Genomic DNA, 16,875 nt, shown 5'->3' on the forward strand with positions numbered 1-16,875 from the left:
CGGCCGGGACCGTAGGGCGGACTGTGGAGTACAAAGGGGAACCCTCTTACTTCCAAGATTCAAATATTGTCTGGCTTGATACTGACGAGTCCCTTGTCGACAACAAGTTCCTCATGTATGTCTTTGATAGCTTTCCATGGAAAGGCATGGAAGGAACAACGATCAATAGGCTCTACAATGATCTAATCCTTAGTACAGAGATTCTTCTACCTCCTCTGCATGAGCAACGTGTGATTGCTGGGGTGTTGTCTGGGTTTGATGAGCACTTGGCGAACCTGGATGAACTGATTGTGAAGAAGAAGGCGATCCGCGACGGAGCATTGGATCAGCTGATTACAGGTGATACTCGCATCTCTGATTCAAGAGATCCTTGGGTGCAAATCAGCTTCGGTGATTCCATCACGCCAAAAGCCAGGATAGGTTGGCAAGGTCTAAAAGCGGAAGAATACCTCCCTATGGGATATAGCTACCTTATAGGTGGCACAGATTTTCGTTCGGGGACTATTTCACTCGATAAAATCAGCTTTGTTGACCGGGAACGGTTTGAGTTAGACCCTTTTATCCAAGTCGAATCTGGTGACGTTTTAGTTACCAAGGATGGCACAATTGGCAAAGTAGCTCTCGTCCCTGAACTGGATAAGCCCGCCACATTAAACAGTGGTGTTTTCGTTTTCAGGCCAAATGAAAATCTTAGACGCGATTACCTTTATTGGGTACTTTCATCTTCAGTTTTTACAGATTTTATTGAGGCTCTGTCTGCAGGATCGACCATTAAGCATCTTTACCAGAAGGATCTTAAAGAGTTCAGTTTTAAGATTCCGTCTTCTCTAACTGAGCAGCGGATGATCGCAGAATCACTCTTCAGTATGGACGAGGAGATTAGCGTGCTAAAAGCAGAACGGTCGAAGATTGAGGCGCTTAAACTGGGTGCAATGGATGACTTGTTGACTGGGCGGGTGCGCCTGCCTGTTGAGGAGGAAGCGGCATGAGCGTCGTAGTGAGTAGCGAGTTTCATACGCAGAAGCGACTGATCAAGGATTGCCTGATCAACGAGCTGGGCTACGAATACCTTGGGAACTTGCATGATCAGTCAAATAAGCCTGTTGACGAAGAACGTCTAGAGCGCTACCTGTACAGTCGGGGTTATCCGAGGCTTGCTGTAGTTAAGGCCATCAAGGAGCTGAAGGATCTGACTGAGGATCGGGTCTCTTCGCTCTACGAGCTGAACAAGAAGATTTATTCGCTCCTGCGCTACGGCATCACCTATCGCGAGTCCGGGCAAAAGGATAAGCGGCTTCACTACATCGACTGGCAACAACCCGAGCTCAATCACTTCGCCGTCGCCGAAGAGGTCACGGTTCGTTACACGACTGGTAAGAAGTCTAAACGACCTGACATCGTGTTGTATGTGAACGGGATTGCTCTTGGTACGTTCGAGTTGAAGAAGTCTTGCGTGGAGGCTTCCCAAGGCATTCGCCAGCTGATCACGAACCAAAAACCTGAGTATATTTCTGGGTTCTTCACCACTCAGCAGCTTTTGTTTGCCGGTAATGAGGCTCAGGGTCTCTTCTACGGAACCATCGAAACACCTGAGAAGTTCTATCTCCAGTGGCGTGAGGATCCCAAGGCCTTGGACGAAACGTCCATTGAGGTATGCCGTCTACACGACCAGGCCAAGAATCCCTTGCAACATGGCGTTATCTCGTTGTGCGAGAAGCGCCGTCTGCTTCAGATCATCCACGACTTCATCATTTTCGATGCTGGAATCAAGAAGGTTCCCCGCCCCAATCAGTTCTTTGCTAACCTAGCAACTCGTCCCTTCATCGAGCGCGCTGAAGGCGGCATCATTTGGAACACACAGGGCTCGGGAAAATCGCTGATCATGGCCTGGCTGGCCAAGTGGATCATCGAACGCATTGACGATTCTCGCGTTGTGATCATCACTGACCGCGATGAGCTGGACAAACAGATCCAGGACTTGTTCTTTGACGTCGGAGAGAAGATTCGCCGCGCTACTAGTGGCGCAGATCTGCGGGAGATCCTGAATAAGTCAGAGGATAGGGTGGTGTGCTCTCTGATCCACAAGTACGGCCACAGTGCTGGCAAGAACTCGGACATTGAGGCATATCGGCGAGAGCTGCTGGATAGTCTGCCGTCGGATTACCAGGCGAAGGGCCACATCGTCGCGTTCATAGATGAGGCACACCGCACCAATTCAGGGAAGCTACACGAGGCAGTTCGGCAGCTCATGCCCGGCGCGACACTTATCGGTTTTACGGGCACGCCACTGTTGAAGCGAGACAAAAAGACCACTTTAGAGGTCTTCGGCCCTTATATTCATACCTACAAGTTCAACGAAGGTGTTGCTGACGGAGTTATTCTTGATCTGCGCTATGAGGCACGTGACGTTGATCAAGAGCTGTCCAATGAAGCAAAGGTTGACCAGTGGTTCGACAGTCGCACTGCTGGACTGACCGAGACGGCAAAAGACAAGCTGAAGGCCTCGTGGTCAACACTGAACAAGCTCTATTCGTCAAAAGAGCGCCTGCAGAAGATAGTTTCCGACGTCATCTTCGACATGCAGACCAAGCCGCGCCTTAAACAAGATCGTGGCACCGCCATGCTCGTCGCGGGCAGCATCTACCAAGCATGCCGCTACTGGGAGCTTTTCCAGATGAGCGGCTTCAAGCGTTGCGCTGTCGTTACCTCGTATGAGCCGACCGACGCATCTGTTCGCACGTCTGCGACTGATCCAAATCAGGAAAGCGAGGACGAGTACAAAAAGCGTATCTATGAGCGCATGCTTGATGGCAAATCAGTCAAGGACTTCGAGGACGAGGCAAAGCGCCTGTTTGAGGACGAGCCCGCTCGGATGAAGTTGTTGATTGTTGTCGACAAGCTGCTTACTGGTTTTGATGCGCCTAGCGCTACCTACTTGTACATTGACAAGTCAATGCGGGATCACGACCTTTTCCAGGCGATCTGTCGCGTGAATCGTCCTGATGACCCGTCCAAGGACTATGGCTACATCGTGGACTACAAGGACTTGTTCCGTTCCGTGCAGTCCGCGTTTGCTGACTATACGAGCGAAGCGTTCGATGGTTTTGCCCCCGAAGATGTGGAAGGGCTGATCAAGCAGCGTGCTCTTGAGGCGAAAGCCAAGATGGAAGGTGCGCGGGACTCGCTGCGCCAGCTTCTATCTGAAGTTCCTGCTCCGCGTGACGATGCTGCGCACATTCAGTTCTTCTGTGAGCCACCTGCTGCCGAGGACGAAGCGGACGCTGATTCTCGTAAACGCAATACCTTCTATGGCCTGGTCTCGGCTCTGACACGTTCTTTCTCTGATTGTGCAGACCGGCTCGTTGAAGACTTCGATTACACGTCACAGGACGTCGAGCAGATTCGGGCGGATGTGCATAACTACAACCAGTTGAAAGATGCTGTCATGTTGGCTGCCCAAGACTGGATCGACCTGCGTAGTTATCAAGAAGACATGCGCTTCATCTTGGACACGTACGTGACCGCGCAAGACAGCACGCTCGTCTCTAAGCTGGACGACACCCCGTTAGTCGAATTGCTGCTGAACAATGCCTCGACCACTCCGGTTGACCAAATCTTGAGCACTGTCACCGGGGACGACAATGCCAAAGCAGAGATCATTGATGCGAACTTGACCAGCGAGATCATTCGCAAAATGCCAATGAACCAGACCTATTACGGCAAAATGTCTGAGCTGTTGAAGAAGATCATTGGCGAGCGTCGCCTTGGCGCTCTGTCGTATGCCGAATACCTGCGTCAAGTTACTGAGCTTGCTCGGCGCATTCATAATCCGGAAGAAACTGAGAACTACCCAAAGCAGATCCAGGACACTCAAGCAGGCCGAGCGATGTATGACTTCGTCGGTGAACAGGACGCACTGCGTGAAGCTGACTTAGGTGACCTTGCATTTGACCTGCATTATGGAATCATCGAATCTCTCGAAACTGGCTGGTTGGCAAACAGGCAAAAACAGCAGCGCATTAAGCGTGCTATTGCCGACACTTTGAGGGAATATGGGTGCCCAGCGGATCAGATCGACAATCTTGTCGACCAGGTCTACGAGATGGCAACTAGGCAGGAAGAGTATTTCGATGACTAAAGAGGAGCTTCAAATCGGGAATGTTCCTGTGACGGTGCTTCGCAAACAAAACCTGAAGAACGTGTATTTGCGTATCCTTCCTCCGGATGGTCAGGTTACTGTCAGCGCACCGTCTTATGTGACTAACGCAGAGCTTTCTAACTTTCTTTTATCAAAGCTACCCGACATTTATGTGCGTCAAGAACGGATGCGTTCACAGCCTCGGCAATCAGAACGAACCTATGTCTCGGGCGAAGCTCACTACCTCTGGGGCAAGCCCTACCGACTGCAAGTGGTCTACGAAGGAACACGTACATCGGTCACGAAGCAGGCTAACAAGCTGGTGATGAAGGTTCCAGACGGTTACACGGTCGAGCAACGTGAGCGCGTCATGACGGAGTGGTACCGGGGAGAGCTTCGTCGGGTGCTTCAGTCTGCTACTCGGCGTTGTGTGCAGATTACTGGAATCGAGGCTGACGATTTTCGGATCAAGAACATGAAAACGCGTTGGGGAACCTGCAATATTCCGCAACGCCGCATCTGGGTTAACCTCCAATTGGTGAAGAAGCCACCTGAATGTCTCGATTACGTGCTCATCCACGAATTGATCCACTTGGTTGAGCCAAACCACACGCACCGGTTTCACGAATTGGTGGAAAAGTACTGCCCGAACTGGCGAGAAGCCGACAAGGCGTTGAAGGAGATGCCCTTGGACTACATCAATGAAGGAGAAACATCAGTTGCCAACAACGACGCGTAGTCGCTCTGATGTATTTGACATTAACCCACGAACCGGCGCTTTGATTCTGGGCAAGAACCGGTTAGACGACTATGCCGAAAAGTATCTCTCCGAGCATTACCCACCCGCCCTCGAAACGCCGATGGCTATCCCAGTGGATGAACTTGTCGAAGAAAGTGGTCTGCGGATAGAAAAGGCTTGCTTATCTGCGAGCTCAGATGTGTTTGCCTGCTGTGTACTTGTTGACGGTGAGGTCACCACCTATGAGCCCACCACCGGTGAGTACACTCAGACGTTTTACCCGGCAGGTACTATTGTGATTGATCCCCAGTCAGAGTGGTCGATGGGTGAAGGAGCGCGACGTAACGCTCTCATGCACGAGATCCTGCACTGGGAGAAGGATCGCACATTCTTCCAAATCCACCACGCGCGACTCCCTAGTGTCGGTGAAGGCATGGAGCCGATGAAATCTCGGGTGTCCACGACATTTTTCGAGCCTTCGGAAAAGTCTAGGCGAAAGGAAACCGAGCTGCAGTGGCTCGAGTGGCAGGCTCACCGCCTAGCGCCACGAGTCCTCATGCCTAAGCCCACGTTCACCAAGGCGGCCACCGACATCTTGGACTCCTCTCCTGAGGTGAATTGTGGAGCCTTCTTGGATCAACTTGCTGACCTCTTCCAGGTCTCCCGCTCTGCGGTGAAATACCGACTCCTCGAAGTGGGGCTAAAGAACCGCATCTCGAAACTTCCCGAGTATGACCTGGTCTACAGATTCATGGGCGAAGGTACAGAGGACTTCATAGCAATCACCCACACTGAAGCTGCCGTCCTGCTCAGTCAAAATCCCCGCTTACGCCAATGGGTACAAGCAGGCGACTACATATTTGTTGAAGGCTACTTTGTTAGAAACGCCACCAAATATGTGCGTATCGATACCCGTGGCGCTTACCGGCTTAAGCCAGCTGCGAAGAAGAGCCCCAAGAAAGCTTTCTTGCGCATCCGATCGGTCACAACCAAAGACTATGTCGGTCTCGATAAAGATCTCGACTCCCTGTTCCACTTAGAACACCGACACGGGGTCGACAAGCGCATCATCTATATCGATCCCACCCACCAGGCAACACCTGACGATCATGACAATGAGAAAGTCTACGCAGCAGCAGCCAAGACAATGAGTGCCGCGTTTGAAGAAGCTGGCAAGCTTGGTGACATCATTAGCAACCGCCGCGCGTCTCTCTGCCAAGTCATTGCTGATCTCCTTGAGTATCGAGGTATCCGTTACCCGCAGACTTTCACGGAACGTACCGGCCTCTACGACGCGCTGTTCAACAAGATTCAGCACGACAAACTGACCACGATGAAGCGAGAGACGCTCATGGCGATCGCTGTTGGCCTAGGCTTGAATGCCCACGCCACCACCAAACTAATGGAAAAGTCGGGAATCCACCTGAACCGGGACATTTCCCCAGACAACGTCTATCTATTCATGCTTGAGCGCTTCCCAGGTATCTCGATTCACGAGGCTAACGGCATCCTAGAGGCCCACGGTCTTGACTTACTCGGAAGCAAATCCCGCACCAACTAAAACTCGAAAACTCCGAAAGTCAGAATAACGCCCCGAAAGGGGCTTTTTTCATGCCCTAACACTCCACACAAACCGTCTGAACAGGCAATTTAGTCTGACTTGCCAAGTCAGGATATACCTCTCAAAAGCAAGCATCCTCAGTTACATGAGTAGTTCACCAAGGGTTCGCGCACCGCCTCAACGCACTCTTCTTGCTCTTGATATCCGAAAAAAGTGGATGTCAAGGAAGACGGATGAGTTCGGACGTACTGCGGTGGCCAACGCAGCCGAATCACCTCATGGGAACCCACCTCGCACGTGGGACACCCTCCAGGACTTGTGCATTCCTGGTTGTAAGCACACCTACTTTTCGCTAGTGGGACCTGTTCGGTAAGCGCTCGACGGGTCACCTGACCGCCCCTTAGCTGGGCTGGTCGGGTGGCTCGTTTTGTTTTCGCTTAACCGCCACAGATTCCCACCCACCGACAGGTCTCCATACCTCGGCGTCATGCCGAAGAAATGGAGACGAGACCGTGAAGGTCGTACTCAAGTTTGAAGTAAATACGTTTAAGAACGAGTGTCAGGTTGCGAATTTTGATGTTGATGCTGGTGATTTCGCGGTGATGATTGATACTGACCGTCGCCGACGAGCCCAAGAAAAGGGGTTGCCCCTCAACGAGGTTGCGCCCCGCAGTGCGCAGGAGATTTGCGATGAGTTGTGGCGGGCAGAGGAATCGGTTGCCCACGGTGCGAAGCGTGGCGATCGAGGCAAAGGTCGCAAGAGGTGTACCTGTGGTCATGGCTGCAAGAAACGTCAGGGCTGCAGAGCACCGGAATCGTTTCCGGAGTCTTTCGATACTGCGATGGAAGAAAACCGTGATGGAAAAGCTGCCTCATGCTCTGCTGAGAACCAAATGTTTCTAGAGCACGCCGATGCTTATTCCCAAGTTTTACTTGATGCCCTGAGGGTGGCGCGTGAGCACTTAACTGGTAAGCATCGCCAGGTCATTGACCTGATGCATCCAGATGATTACGGCCAAAAGCCCGGCACAGAAACCTCTGACTCCTATGTTTGCAAGCCAGTCTCTCAAGCTGACGTGGCTCGTGCGCTTGGTCTTACTCGAGCCCGGGTTTCCCAGCTTTATAAAGAGGCTCTCGCGATGCTTCGCAAGGCGCTAGCGGAGAGCGGATTTAACACTTTGCACCCGGTCGGCAGTGAGTTAGAGGGAGATACCAATCAGGCGGCTCCCATAACTGAAAGGCAAGGTGATTAGCAATCATGACATCTCATGGCTTAAGACTTTCCATCGCTAATCGAATCCCGGCCGATCCGGGAATCGTTGGCACCAAAATCGTAAAAATACGCGAACGAATAGCACGGATTTTGTTTGGTGCTCCGCGCAGGATGATGATCATCGTCCCTGGCGACAGTGTTGACGAGATTAATATTCGTGAAAAACCCGATGACTCTTTGATGGCGTTAGCTGAAGCTGTCGGTGTGGTTAAAGGCGGTGAAGCGAAGTGAACATCACGCAAGCAAACAACGTTATTGCTGCTCTTAATCGTGTTGCCGAGCTGGTTACTAGCCTAGCGGCTGATGTGGAATCGGCTGCCTGGCAAGGCATCGAGGATCATGCCGGCATGCCAGGTACGCGGCCTATTGCTGCTGCCCAGCTCGCTCAGCCATCCCTTGAGGCTGCAGCAGCTGAACATAACCAGGCGCAAGCAGAGGATTCGGCTCAGGTTGAAACTCCAGATTTGGCGCTTTCACTTGAGGATGTACGCGCGGTTCTTTCTGATCTTTCCGGTCAAGGACTGACCAAGCAGGTGCGTCAGCTGATTGTGGATGCGGGGGCTGATCGTCTCTCGGAAGTAGATCCAGCTAATTATGGGTGGTTGCTTACGCGGGCGAAGGGACTTGCTGATGCCTGAGCAATATGCCCTCTTATCGGCTTCTGGTGCGCACCGGTGGCTGAATTGTCCGCCATCAGCCCTAGTGGAGGTGGGCTTGCCGGATTCTACTTCGGCTGCTGCCGAACAAGGCACCATCGCTCACGCGCTGGCGGAGTGGAAGCTACGCCGCGCCCTAAACCTTTCACCAACCATGAAACCAGAGTCCACCTGGATTGACAGTGAAATGGAGACTCTCACCGACGATTATCTTGCTTTCGTGCAAGAGCGCCTGCGTGAGGCGCGCAAGACGTGCAAGGATCCGGTTGCGCTCGTCGAGCAGCGTTTGGATTTCTCTCATCTGGTGCCTGGCGGGTTTGGTACCGGGGACTGCGTGCTTATTGCCGAGCCTTTGTTGCAGATTATTGATTTCAAGTACGGGCAAGGCGTACTGGTTGAGGCTGAGAAGAATCCGCAGCTCTCGCTGTATGCCATCGGTGCGCTTCATGCTTTCGATGCTCTTTACGAGATTGAAGAGGTTGCGGTGACGATCTTCCAGCCCAGACGATCCAACGTAGCGACCTGGCATGTCAGCGTAGCTGATCTTCAAACCTGGGCTGAAGAGGTTGTGCGCCCTACAGCGAAGCTGGCTGCGAAAGGCGAAGGCTCTTTTGTTGCAGGTAGCTGGTGTCGGTTCTGCAAAATAGCCCCTACCTGCCGCACGAGAGCCGAAAAGAATCTGGAGTTAGCCAAACTCGAGTTCGCTCCCCCACCCCAACTCTCTGATGCGGAGATTGCCCAGGTACTCGCGAAACTACCTGAGCTAAAGAAATGGGCATCCGATGTAGAGTCCTACGCACTGTCCCTTGCGGTCAATCAAGGCAAGACCTGGGCCGGTTTCAAACTCGTCGAAGGCAGAAGTATCCGCAAATACGTCGACGAGATAAAAGTCGTGGAGACAGCCCAGGCTGCCGGGATTAACGACATTTTTGAGCGCAAGCTCAAGACGATTACGGCGTTGGAGAAACAGTTGGGTAAGCGGCGCTTTGGCGAACTCCTTGGAGATTTGGTTATCAAGCCGCCCGGTAAACCTGCACTGGTGCCTGAAACCGATAAACGACCCGCGCTAGCACTCAGCGCGGCTGAAGAATTTCAAAAAATTGAAACCAAGAAAAATACAGAAAGTAGGTAAATAACCATGTCAGTAAAGAATCCAACTCGAGTCATCACCGGCGAAGTACGTCTTTCGTACGCGAATCTTTTCGAGGCGAAATCCATCCAAGGATCCAAACCGAAATATTCGGTAAGCCTGATTATCCCGAAGTCTGACAAAGTGACGTTGGCGAAGATTGAGGCCGCTATCGATGCAGCCATTGAAGCAGGCATAGCCAAGTTCGGGGGTAAACGTCCTAATAAGGCTGCGCTGAAGTTACCGTTGCGTGACGGGGATACAGAGCGCGATGACGAAGCTTACGCGAACTCGATGTTTGTTAACGCTAACTCCACTACCCCACCTCAAGTGGTAGACGAGTCGCTCTCCCCAATCTTGGATCGCTCCCAGGTCTACTCCGGGTGTTACGCCCGCGCGAGTATTACTTTCTATGCCTTCAACACCAATGGCAATAAGGGAATCGCCTGCGGACTGGGGAATGTCCAAAAGATTAGGGATGGTGAACCGCTCGGTGGCGGACATGTCAGCGCTGAGGAAGACTTCGCTGCGTTTTCCACTGCTAACGAGGACTTCCTTAACTAGCTGGTAAGTACATATTAGTGGTGGGCAGTAGCTGTATGGTTGCTGCCCACCACACCTGATTTTGAAGGATAAAACCTTGAAATATCTAAGTATTGATCTGGAAACTTACAGCCCCCTTAATCTCTCCAAGACTGGGGTCTACCCCTATGCTGCTCACCCAGACTTTGAGATTCTGTTGTTTGGTTATGCCGTAGATGATGGCCCAGTGCAGGTGGTTGACCTGGCGAGCGGAGAAAAACTACCCGATGAGATAGTTGCCGCTCTGGTGGATCCTGGTGTGGTTAAGTGGGCGTTCAACGCGTCCTTCGAACGCATCTGCCTCTCATCTTGGTTACACCGCTACCACCCAGAACTATTACCTGAAGGCAGTTTCCTGGATCCTGCTCAGTGGCGCTGCTCCATGGTATGGGCTGCATATCTTGGGATGCCAATGAGCCTAGACCAAGTAGCTCGCGTCCTTGACTTGCCGGTGAAGAAAGACGCGGCCGGTAAGAAACTAATCAAGCAGTTCTGCACGCCAGCGACCCCAAACCTGATTAACAAGGGCGCGCGGCGTAATCTACCGTCCTTAGATCCGGAAGGCTGGAAGGCATTCAAGGAATATAACCGCCGCGACGTGGAAGTAGAACAAGCCATCCACACCCGCCTGGCAAAGTTTCCCGTACCGGATGAGGAGTGGAAAGCCTATGCCCTGGATCAGCGCATTAACGATGCTGGGATCAAGCTCGATACGACCCTCGTGGATGCCGCCGTTACCCTCGATGAAAAACACCGCAATGCCACTTTGGCTCGTGCCCAAGAGCTGACTGGTTTGGAGAATCCGAATAGCCCGATACAGCTTAAAGACTGGCTGACCCAAAACGGTTGCCCTCTCGATTCGCTTACGAAAGCTGAAGTGGCAACCGCCCTCGAGGACGCTACTGGGGTAGTTAAAGAAATACTTCAGCTGCGCGGGGATCTCGCAAAATCTTCCGTCAAGAAGTATCAGGCCATGCAAAACGTGGCAGGCACCGATGACAGGGCGCGTGGGCTACTGCAGTTTTATGGAGCAGGACGTACCGGACGTTTTGCAGGCAGGTTAGTTCAAGTGCAGAATCTACCTCGCAATTATCTGCCCGATCTCGACCAGGCACGCACCCTAGTCAAAGACGGAAATCTTGAAGCCGTAGAGCTGCTCTACGATTCGGTACCAGACACGCTTTCTCAGTTGATTCGCACCGCCTTCATACCCGCCTCGGGGAACCGTTTTATTGTCGCTGACTACAGCGCTATTGAGGCTCGCGTGATTGCCTGGCTCGCAGGTGAAAAAACTACCCTCGAGGCCTTCCGTGACGGCAAGGATCTATATTGCGAGACTGCTAGTCGCATGTTCAAAGTTCCAGTTGAAAAACACGGCGCAAACGGCGAGCTACGACAAAAAGGAAAAATAGCGGTACTGGCTTGCGGATACGGCGGCTCGGTCGGCGCGCTCAAAGCGATGGGCGCATTGCGCATGGGACTGGCCGAAGACGAGCTCAAACCCATCGTGGACGCTTGGCGAGCAGCTAACCCCCATACCGTCTGGTTATGGCAAGAAGTAGAAGAAGCAGCACTTACAGCCATCACCACTAGACAGCCTGTTCGGCTGCGCAACCTCACCTTCACGCTCGAATCCGGCATCTTGTTCATCACCTTGCCGTCCGGTCGAAGGTTGGCGTATGTGAAACCAGGTTTAGGCCAAAACCGGTTCGGTGGCACCTCCATCACCTACTGGGGAATCAACACCGGACGCAAGTGGGGACGCCTAGAAACCTACGGCGGCAAACTCGCAGAGAATATCGTTCAAGCTATAGCCCGCGACCTACTCGTCAACGGCATAAAAAACATTGCTGAAGCAGGCCACCAGATCGTGATGCATGTTCACGACGAAATCGTCATCGACGAGCCCCTAGATTCCGGCTTCACCGTCGAAGATGCCTGTCAACTCATGTCTAAGCTGCCGGCCTGGGCTGGCGGTTTACCGCTCACGGCTGATGGATATGAATGCGACTACTACCGCAAAGATTAAACGTCCGGGTTATTCCATAAAGACAACTGCTGCCAGCCCCCAGGCATGCCCATTTCTACTGTTGATCGAGATTCAAGGGGAAGGTATTCGGCCTCGATGAGATGACGGATTTTGTTCGGCCAACTGGTTCCCGGAGAAATCTGGAGCAACAGGAAAGACATGACCAGGATTGCACCGAAAAGACGGTCGCTTTGGCCTTTAGGAAGAGAGAAAAGATCGGTGATTGTACGCAACGCGTTCGTTGATGCAGGAGTGAGATACCTGTTCCATAACCTGCCATGGTGGGCACATATATTACGTAGCACCGTAAGCTGTTCACACCAGCGAGCCAAAGGATCTTGCCTATAGTAGCTGCCTTTCTGCTTAGCGGTGAGCCTATCTGGATCCACGACCAGCCCTAGCGATTCAGAGATGGCGCGTTGATCGTCAAGCACCATCCCGTCAAAGAGCTGCGAAATATCCGAAAAATCGAGTGCTTCGACTAAAACCCAAATCGGATATTCACCATACTTGCTGGCATAGTGTTTTATCGCGGTATCACGTTTCTTTGCTCTTTCGACTCGAGCAAGCGCCGTATTACACCATGCGCTGTGTTCAAATTCCGGGCGGAAAACTGCAGGATCAAGGTAAGACAGCGCCCCTATGGAAGCTAACCGGTCACTGATTCTGGCACGTAACGCCACTTCGATGCGCTCCATACCATCGTGAATGAGGGTTCGAAGTTTGCGATCAAACTCATACAATCTCGCAATGTCACTAAACGATGTTTGCTGCTGGAATTTATCGAGACGGTGAGGGTTCTTCGGATCAGCATCTGCGGGTAGCACACGGTAGGCATACCAGTAGCCAGAGAGCCGATAATACGACACGCTCGCCAGCCACTGGCGGGCAAGCGGCTCATCAACACTCATCCCGCGCTCACGCAAAATCTCAATCTGCTGATCAATGCTCGTTGCCGGTTTCAGAGCGCTCACCTGCAGCCTCCTTTAGCAAAAAGAAATCCAGCCCGTCTGCGACCAAAAGTCACAGCGGGCTGAACGATTGATATCAGCGTACCACACGAACCCTGCGGGCGCCTAGCCGCTGAAAGACCGTTCCTTTGGGTTACCAGCGAAGCTGACAGAATTTAACACTTTTGGGTTCGTCGGCAGTCGTGTAGGAGCCCTTACTCTACTGCGCCGCCGGCGCACCACTTTTCCTCTACCTGGGGCTCTCAGGAAGGAAGCCCCATGGGTAACCAACTACAAATTTTCGCCAGTGACCGGTTCGGCCAGATTCGCATCATCGAGCACTGTGGCCAATCGTGGTTTGTTGCCGCCGATGTATGTGCAGCCCTAGAGCTTGCCAACCCCACTGTAACGGTAGGCAGGCTTGATAAGGATGAGAAGGCTAAGTTCAACTTAGGGTTAGCCGGCGGGTCAACCTGGTGCGTTAACGAGCCGGGCTTGTACTCGCTGGTGCTGGCATGCCGAAAACCCCAAGCCCGGGCATTCAAGCGCTGGATCACCCACGAAGTGCTCCCTGCTATCCGCAAGCACGGCTTGTATGCGATTTCAGATGTGGCCGAAAATCCTGAAGCCTTGCTGGCCGCACTGCAGGCTCTTATCGCCGAGAAGAAACGTGGCGAGGAGCTAGAAGCTCAAAATCTAGCCCAAGCGCAGCTTCTCCTTGAGGCCAGCCCGAAGTTGTCGTACTACGAGAAAGTTCTGCGAGCACCAGGTGCGGTGGCGATTTCTAAGATTGCTAAAGACTACGGGATGAGCGCACGCCGCCTCAATAAGCTCTTGCATGATCTTGGTATCCAGTACAAGCAGGGCGACCAGTGGCTGCTCTATCAAGAACATGCCGCTAACGGTTATACGAAGTCTGAGACCGGAACCAGTAAGGACGGTCACGTGTGGATGCATACCAAATGGACTCAAGCTGGACGGCTTTTCATCTATGACCTGCTTAAAAACCGCTGCGGGATTTTGCCGGTCATTGAACGCGAGGGGCTGGTGGAAGCCTGATGAGCGCTACAACAGATCAAGTCGTTGGGCTCTCGCGCACAAATGCCCACGGTTATGCTGACCCGACCAGCTACAAGGCTTTAAAGAAGATCCAAGGAGCTGAATATGAGGCTCGCCCGCTTACATATATCTGCTCCCCCTATTGCGGCAATGTCCACCAGAACCAGGCTTTAGCGCGGGAGTTTTGCGCCTTCGCGGTAGCTGCTGGATATATCCCGCTAGCCCCACACTTGTTCTTCCCGCAGTTCATGGATGATACCGACCCTGATCAGCGCGAACTAGCCATGGAGTTTAACCGCGTACTTTTAAGCAATTGCGCGGCCATGTGGGTTTACACCGGCCACGTTAGCCGCGGGATGCGCGCCGAGATCGAGTGGGCCCGCGAACTTGAACTACCCATCCACTATTTCAACGCTGATTTCCAGGAGGTTACCTTTTGATGCATCCCTTCACGCTTTACGCCACTGACATGGCAGGCAGGCAAACCAACAGCCACTACCCTAACCGCCACGAGATCACCAGCAGACCCGACTTAGAAATGACGGTACGTTTTGATCATGTCGCAGCCACCTACAAGAATAATCATCGCTCGAGCGCGAACTTCCTGGTTTCGGATTGCGTGGTGATGGATATCGACAACGACCACACCGAAAACCCCGACGAATGGGTCACGCCCGAATCGTTATCTGAGGTGATGGCAGGGGTCGAGTTTATGACCGCCACCTCCCGCAACCATATGAGAATCAAGGGCAGCGAGTCTGCTAGGCCGCGTTTCCATGTCTACTACCCAATAAACAAGATTAACGACGCTAGCGAGTATGCAGGGCTGAAGAAACGCCTGGCTGCTCGTTTTGATTTCTTTGACCATAACGCACTCGACGCGGGCAGGTTCATCTACGGAAACCCCACCCCCGAAGTGCATGTTTTCAAGGGTGAACAGCTACTGGATGAATGGATCGCGGCAGCTGATGAGCAGGACATGTTTGCTGCTTTCGATGCCGCAACGATCACTATCGGCGAGGGCTCTCGAAATGCGACATTGTCTAGGTTCGCTGGTCGGGTGTTGATCCGCTACGGCAACACCGCCCAGGCGCGGGAGTTATTTGATCGTAAAGCCACCCTTTGTGACCCGCCACTACCAGATGCAGAGTTGGGCCTGATTTGGGATAGCGCGTGTAAGTTCGCTGCCAAGGTTGCCGCCGAACCGGGTTATGTGCCACCGGAGGTATATAAGCAGCTGACCAGTCTGCGCCCTGATGATTTTACCGATGTTGGTCAGGCGACGATTCTTGCTGGTGAGTATGCTGACCGGATTTGTTATTCGCCTGCTACCGCGTGGATGGCCTACGACAAGGGTGTATGGGAGGAAAACGAGCCTAAAGCCCAGCATGTTGTCCAAGAACTCACCTCCCGGCAAATAGAACAAGCCCAAAAAGAACTGGATACAGCCACCCAGCAAGCAAGCCGGCTGGGAGTAACAGCAATGCTGGTAGCGATGAGCAAGGCCAAAGCCCTCTCTGCATTCACCCGGGAGCAATCCCAGGTCTACCAGGAAATGATGGCAGCGCAAGAATGGTTAAAGTTCATATACAAGTGCCGCTCAGATCGCACAATCTTGGCGGTCATGCGCCAAGCACGCCCGTTAGCGTTGATTAACCCGCAGGTGCTCGATGCCGACCCTTATCTGCTCAACACCCCAAGCGCCACCTTTGATCTGCGCGATACTTCCCGGCACGAACACAGCCCCGGTGACATGTTGACTAAACAAACTGCCCTTGACCCATCCGATGAGGGGATGCAGATATGGCTAGACAGCCTCGCCGTCACTTTCGGCGGGGACGCTGAGTTGATTGGGTATGTGCAGCGGGTGTGTGGGCTGGCGGCAATCGGTAAAGTCCTTATCGAAGCGTTGATCATTGCCTACGGGGACGGTAATAACGGTAAATCCACTTTCTGGAATACCATCGCCCGCGTGTTGGGCTCTTACGCGGAGACGATCTCGTCAGAGGTGCTGATCGCGGGTAAGAAGAACAATGCCAAACACGAGATGGCAGAAACCAGGGCCAGACGCTTGTTGATAGCCGGCGAAAACGATGAAGGCGTGCGCCTATCAACCTCATCAACCAAACAATTAGCCTCGACTGACAAGATCGCCGCAGAGAAGAAATACAAAGACCCCTTCTCCTTCACCCCTTCCCACACCTTGGTTTTGTACACGAACCATCTACCGCGAGTAGGAGCTATGGATACCGGCATCTGGCGCAGATTAATTGTGATTCCATTCGAGCAAACCATCACCCCGAGTGTGGACATCAAAAATTATGCCGACCATCTATACGCCAAAGCTGGCGGAGCGGTGCTGGCATGGATTATGGAAGGTGCTCGCTTAATCCACTCCGAGAACTACCACCTGACCCCACCTAAACAAGTCGTTGCCGCATCGGAGGCGTACCGGGCTGCTAACGACTGGTTCGCTCACTTCCTTGAGGACTGCTGCCAGGTAGGTCAAGGCCTATCAGAGCAGTCCAAGGATCTCTACGACGCGTACCGGTCTTGGGCAATAGGCAGAGGCGAGTATGTGCGCTCCACTAGCGACTTTTATGCTGCCGTCGATAAAGGCGGATATAGGCGCAGGCGAACAGCTCGGGCACGATTCGTAGACGGGCTCGCCTTGATCAGCGAATTCGACCTGTAACCGGCCAATAGTGACAGTCGTGTCAGTCGTTACTAGCCCTTTCTATAGGAAAATAAAAAATACA

The 16,875-nt window shown here is 52.8% G+C and carries 14 protein-coding genes; 13 read left to right on the plus strand and 1 reads right to left on the minus strand.

The window, feature by feature from the left end:
- Positions 1-23: 23 nt before the first annotated feature.
- The 10 genes from AC1EKS_RS01665 to AC1EKS_RS01710 all read left to right on the plus strand — a co-directional run bounded on the left by AC1EKS_RS01665 (position 24) and on the right by AC1EKS_RS01710 (position 12,107).
- On the plus strand, positions 24-989 hold the full coding sequence (locus AC1EKS_RS01665; RefSeq protein ID WP_235858505.1) for a restriction endonuclease subunit S: 966 nt from the start codon (positions 24-26) through the stop codon (positions 987-989).
- Positions 986-4,138 (plus strand): type I restriction endonuclease subunit R, encoded by a 3,153-nt coding sequence (locus tag AC1EKS_RS01670; RefSeq protein WP_481008978.1) that lies wholly within the window; start codon positions 986-988, stop codon positions 4,136-4,138. Before AC1EKS_RS01665 ends, AC1EKS_RS01670 begins: the two co-directional genes overlap by 4 nt.
- Entirely contained in the window at positions 4,131-4,877 is a 747-nt protein-coding gene (locus AC1EKS_RS01675; RefSeq protein WP_071128401.1) for a M48 family metallopeptidase, read from the plus strand. The genes AC1EKS_RS01670 and AC1EKS_RS01675 overlap by 8 nt, the downstream gene beginning before the upstream one ends.
- Positions 4,840-6,438 carry an ImmA/IrrE family metallo-endopeptidase gene (locus AC1EKS_RS01680; RefSeq protein WP_481008977.1) on the plus strand — a complete coding sequence of 533 codons (1,599 nt, stop codon included), beginning with the start codon at positions 4,840-4,842 and terminating at the stop codon, positions 6,436-6,438. The genes AC1EKS_RS01675 and AC1EKS_RS01680 overlap by 38 nt, the downstream gene beginning before the upstream one ends.
- A gap of 512 nt (positions 6,439-6,950) precedes the next feature.
- The gene (locus AC1EKS_RS01685) at positions 6,951-7,691 is read left to right on the plus strand and encodes a sigma factor-like helix-turn-helix DNA-binding protein (protein ID WP_071128403.1); all 741 of its coding nucleotides are present in this window, start codon (positions 6,951-6,953) and stop codon (positions 7,689-7,691) included.
- A gap of 5 nt (positions 7,692-7,696) precedes the next feature.
- Positions 7,697-7,942 carry a hypothetical protein gene (locus AC1EKS_RS01690; RefSeq protein WP_071128404.1) on the plus strand — a complete coding sequence of 82 codons (246 nt, stop codon included), beginning with the start codon at positions 7,697-7,699 and terminating at the stop codon, positions 7,940-7,942.
- A complete protein-coding gene (locus AC1EKS_RS01695; protein WP_071128405.1) occupies positions 7,939-8,349 on the plus strand; it encodes a hypothetical protein in 411 nt (136 codons plus the stop codon). The genes AC1EKS_RS01690 and AC1EKS_RS01695 overlap by 4 nt, the downstream gene beginning before the upstream one ends.
- Positions 8,342-9,499 carry a DUF2800 domain-containing protein gene (locus tag AC1EKS_RS01700; RefSeq protein WP_481008976.1) on the plus strand — a complete coding sequence of 386 codons (1,158 nt, stop codon included), beginning with the start codon at positions 8,342-8,344 and terminating at the stop codon, positions 9,497-9,499. The genes AC1EKS_RS01695 and AC1EKS_RS01700 overlap by 8 nt, the downstream gene beginning before the upstream one ends.
- Before the next feature lie 6 nt (positions 9,500-9,505).
- Positions 9,506-10,060 (plus strand): DUF2815 family protein, encoded by a 555-nt coding sequence (locus AC1EKS_RS01705; RefSeq protein WP_071128407.1) that lies wholly within the window; start codon positions 9,506-9,508, stop codon positions 10,058-10,060.
- Between the two features lie 76 nt (positions 10,061-10,136).
- A complete protein-coding gene (locus AC1EKS_RS01710; protein WP_481008975.1) occupies positions 10,137-12,107 on the plus strand; it encodes a DNA polymerase in 1,971 nt (656 codons plus the stop codon).
- Here AC1EKS_RS01710 and AC1EKS_RS01715 read toward each other — a convergent pair.
- On the minus strand, positions 12,104-13,081 hold the full coding sequence (locus AC1EKS_RS01715) for an Abi family protein (protein WP_481008974.1): 978 nt from the start codon (positions 13,079-13,081) through the stop codon (positions 12,104-12,106). The two genes, AC1EKS_RS01710 and AC1EKS_RS01715, sit on opposite strands and share 4 nt — an antisense overlap.
- A gap of 255 nt (positions 13,082-13,336) precedes the next feature.
- On the opposite strand from AC1EKS_RS01715, the gene AC1EKS_RS01720 reads away from it, so the two are divergent.
- Genes AC1EKS_RS01720 through AC1EKS_RS01730 form a run of 3 tightly spaced genes read left to right on the plus strand, consistent with a single transcriptional unit; the run spans position 13,337 to position 16,811 of the window.
- A complete protein-coding gene (locus AC1EKS_RS01720; RefSeq protein ID WP_481008973.1) occupies positions 13,337-14,116 on the plus strand; it encodes a phage antirepressor in 780 nt (259 codons plus the stop codon).
- Entirely contained in the window at positions 14,116-14,556 is a 441-nt protein-coding gene (locus tag AC1EKS_RS01725; protein ID WP_481008972.1) for a DUF7768 domain-containing protein, read from the plus strand. Before AC1EKS_RS01720 ends, AC1EKS_RS01725 begins: the two co-directional genes overlap by 1 nt.
- Entirely contained in the window at positions 14,556-16,811 is a 2,256-nt protein-coding gene (locus AC1EKS_RS01730; protein ID WP_481008987.1) for a phage/plasmid primase, P4 family, read from the plus strand. The genes AC1EKS_RS01725 and AC1EKS_RS01730 overlap by 1 nt, the downstream gene beginning before the upstream one ends.
- The last annotated feature ends 64 nt before the right edge of the window (positions 16,812-16,875 follow it).

Source organism: Varibaculum sp. C0165D1 (assembly GCF_056590355.1).

Excerpts from the sequence above, each read along its gene's own strand:
- AC1EKS_RS01725 (WP_481008972.1), top strand. The coding sequence starts at position 14,116 with ATGAGCGCTACAACAGATCAAGTCGTTGGGCTCTCGCGCACAAATGCC.
- AC1EKS_RS01680 (WP_481008977.1), top strand. The coding sequence starts at position 4,840 with ATGAAGGAGAAACATCAGTTGCCAACAACGACGCGTAGTCGCTCTGAT.
- AC1EKS_RS01705 (WP_071128407.1), top strand. The coding sequence starts at position 9,506 with ATGTCAGTAAAGAATCCAACTCGAGTCATCACCGGCGAAGTACGTCTT.
- AC1EKS_RS01730 (WP_481008987.1), top strand. The coding sequence starts at position 14,556 with ATGCATCCCTTCACGCTTTACGCCACTGACATGGCAGGCAGGCAAACC.
- AC1EKS_RS01670 (WP_481008978.1), top strand. The coding sequence starts at position 986 with ATGAGCGTCGTAGTGAGTAGCGAGTTTCATACGCAGAAGCGACTGATC.
- AC1EKS_RS01675 (WP_071128401.1), top strand. The coding sequence starts at position 4,131 with ATGACTAAAGAGGAGCTTCAAATCGGGAATGTTCCTGTGACGGTGCTT.
- AC1EKS_RS01700 (WP_481008976.1), top strand. The coding sequence starts at position 8,342 with ATGCCTGAGCAATATGCCCTCTTATCGGCTTCTGGTGCGCACCGGTGG.
- AC1EKS_RS01720 (WP_481008973.1), top strand. The coding sequence starts at position 13,337 with ATGGGTAACCAACTACAAATTTTCGCCAGTGACCGGTTCGGCCAGATT.
- AC1EKS_RS01690 (WP_071128404.1), top strand. The coding sequence starts at position 7,697 with ATGACATCTCATGGCTTAAGACTTTCCATCGCTAATCGAATCCCGGCC.